The following is a 2717-nucleotide window of genomic DNA, read 5'->3' on the forward strand; positions in this document are numbered from 1 at the left end:
TGACCATAGCACCGGCTCCGGCTGGGTGGCGGTTCAGACAGCCGAGTGTCATTCCGGGTTTCGGATTGACGCTCGGCTTCTCGCTTGCCTACCTCACGCTGATCATTCTGATCCCCTTGTCCGGGCTGGTCTGGCGCTCGGCCGCACTTGGCTGGACCGATTTCTGGGCCATCGCCGCCGACCGTCGCACCGTCAACGCGCTGGAGATCAGCTTCGGCACCGCCTTCATCGCGGCGGCGGTCAACGTCGTCTTCGGCACGCTCGTCGCCTGGGTGCTGGTGCGCTACCGCTTTCCCGGCCGCCGCATCGTCGATGCCATGGTCGACCTGCCCTTCGCGCTGCCGACGGCGGTGGCCGGCATCGCGCTGACCACGCTCTACGCGCCGAACGGCTGGATCGGCAAACTGCTGATGCCGCTCGGCGTCAAGGTCGCCTACACGCCGCTCGGCATCGTCATTGCGCTGGTCTTCATCGGCCTGCCCTTCGTCGTGCGCACCGTGCAGCCGATCATGGAGGAGATCGACAAGGAGGTGGAGGAAGCCGCCGCCACGCTTGGCGCCAGCCGCTTCCAGATCGTCACCCGCATCCTGTTTCCGGGCCTGGCGCCGGCCATCGTCACCGGCTTTGCGCTGGCCTTCGCCCGCGGCGTCGGCGAATACGGCTCGGTCATCTTCATCGCCGGCAATCTGCCCTACAAATCCGAGATCGCGCCGCTTCTGATCGTCATCCGGCTGGAGGAATACAATTACCCGGCGGCGACCGCGATCGCCGCGCTCATGCTGGCGCTGTCGTTCACCATGCTCCTGGTCGTCAATCTGGCGCAGTCATGGAGCCGCAAGCGCTATGGCTGATCCCGAGATCAAATCCTACGAGCCGCACCATGAGAGCCAGTCGGCGGCGGTGACCGAAAGCCGTCCGGCGCAGGCCGTGCTGATGGCCATCGCCTTCGCCTTCCTCGGCACCTTCCTGCTGCTGCCGCTGATCGTCGTCTTCAACGAGGCGCTGGCCAAAGGCGTCGGCGCCTACACCGAAGCGCTTGGCAATCCCGACACCCGCTCGGCGATCCGGCTGACGCTGCTGGTGGCGGGGATCTCGGTGCCGCTCAACATCGTCTTCGGCATCTCCGCCGCCTGGGCGATCGCCAAGTTCGAGTTCAAGGGCAAGGCCTTCCTGACCACGCTGATCGACCTGCCCTTCTCGGTTTCGCCGGTCATATCGGGCCTGGTCTATGTGCTGCTGTTCGGCGCCCAGGGGCTGCTCGGCGGCTGGCTGAAGGCGCATGGCATCGTCATCCTGTTCGCCGTGCCGGGCATCGTGCTGGCCACCGTCTTCGTCACCTTCCCCTTCGTCGCCCGCGAGCTGATCCCGCTGATGCAGGAACAGGGCAATGGCGACGAGGAGGCGGCACTCTCGCTGGGCGCCAATGGCTGGCAGGCCTTCTGGTATGTAACGCTGCCCAACGTCAAATGGGGGCTGCTCTACGGCGTGCTTTTGTGCAACGCCCGCGCCATGGGCGAGTTCGGCGCGGTGTCGGTGGTGTCGGGCCACATCCGCGGCCTGACCAACACCATGCCGCTGCATGTCGAAATCCTCTACAACGAGTACAACGCCGTCGGCGCCTTTGCCGTCGCTTCATTGCTTGCCGGCCTGGCGCTCGTCACGCTGGTCTTGAAAACACTTCTGGAGATGCGCTACGGCGCCGAGATCGCCGCGGCGCGCGGACACTAGATGCATGTCGCCCAGGAGCGTGTAGCGGTTTTGGGACAACGACAGGCATCGCCTGCTGAGGGACTGTAGATGGAAGTTCGCGTTGCCAACGTGCGCAAGGAGTTCGAGCGGTTTCCGGCGCTCCACGACGTATCGCTCGACATCAAGTCGGGCGAGCTGATCGCGTTGCTGGGGCCGTCCGGTTCCGGCAAGACGACGCTGCTGAGGCTGATCGCCGGGCTGGAGCGGCCGACGCGGGGAAAGATCTTCTTCGGCGACGAGGACGCCTCGCACAGGTCGATCCAGGAGCGCAATGTCGGCTTCGTCTTCCAGCACTATGCGCTGTTCCGGCACATGACGGTGGCCGACAATATCGGCTTCGGGCTGAAGGTCCGGCACGGACCGTCGCGCCCGCCGGCACAGGAGATCCGCCGCCGTGCCTCCGAGCTTCTCGATCTGGTGCAGCTTTCGGGGCTGGAGAAGCGCTATCCGGCGCAGCTTTCCGGCGGCCAGCGCCAGCGCGTGGCGCTCGCCCGCGCCATGGCGATCGAACCCAAGGTGCTGCTGCTCGACGAGCCGTTTGGCGCGCTCGACGCGCAGGTGCGCCGGGAACTGCGCCGCTGGCTGCGCGAGATCCATGACGCCACCGGCCACACCACCGTCTTCGTCACCCACGACCAGGAAGAGGCGCTCGAGCTTGCCGACCGCGTCGTGGTGATGAGCCAGGGCCGCATCGAGCAGGTCGGCACCGCCGACGACATCTACGACGCGCCGAACTCGCCGTTCGTCTACGGCTTCATCGGCGAATCGAGCTCGCTTCCCGTCAAGGTCGAGAACGGCGAGGTCTGGATCGCCGACCGGCCGATCGGGCTTGCCGCGCCCAACGAGCCCCCGGGCGAGGCGACGCTGTACTTCCGCCCGCACGATGTCGAACTGCTGGACGGCTGCAGCGGCTGCATCGTCGGCACCGTGGCCGCCAGCCGCCGCGTCGCCGGCACCAGGCGCGTCGA

At 66.6% G+C, this 2717-nt stretch carries 3 protein-coding genes; all 3 read left to right on the plus strand.

Annotated elements, in window-relative coordinates:
• Positions 1–5: 5 nt before the first annotated feature.
• Positions 6–851 carry a sulfate ABC transporter permease subunit CysT gene (cysT, locus tag OOJ09_RS31870; protein WP_269909018.1) on the plus strand — a complete coding sequence of 282 codons (846 nt, stop codon included), beginning with the start codon at positions 6–8 and terminating at the stop codon, positions 849–851.
• Positions 844–1728 (plus strand): sulfate ABC transporter permease subunit CysW, encoded by an 885-nt coding sequence (gene cysW / locus OOJ09_RS31875; RefSeq protein WP_269909016.1) that lies wholly within the window; start codon positions 844–846, stop codon positions 1726–1728. Before cysT ends, cysW begins: the two co-directional genes overlap by 8 nt.
• 69 nt (positions 1729–1797) lie before the next feature.
• Positions 1798–2717, plus strand: a 920-nt coding sequence (locus tag OOJ09_RS31880; RefSeq protein WP_269909017.1) for a sulfate/molybdate ABC transporter ATP-binding protein, incomplete at its 3' end; no start/stop codon positions are given.

Origin of the sequence: Mesorhizobium qingshengii (assembly GCF_027563465.1) — a bacterium.
In the GTDB taxonomy this organism is placed as follows: Bacteria; Pseudomonadota; Alphaproteobacteria; order Rhizobiales; family Rhizobiaceae; genus Mesorhizobium; species Mesorhizobium qingshengii_A.

Bases quoted from the DNA above. Each gene is read 5' to 3' on its own strand.
- cysW (WP_269909016.1), top strand. From the start codon at position 844: ATGGCTGATCCCGAGATCAAATCCTACGAGCCGCACCATGAGAGCCAG.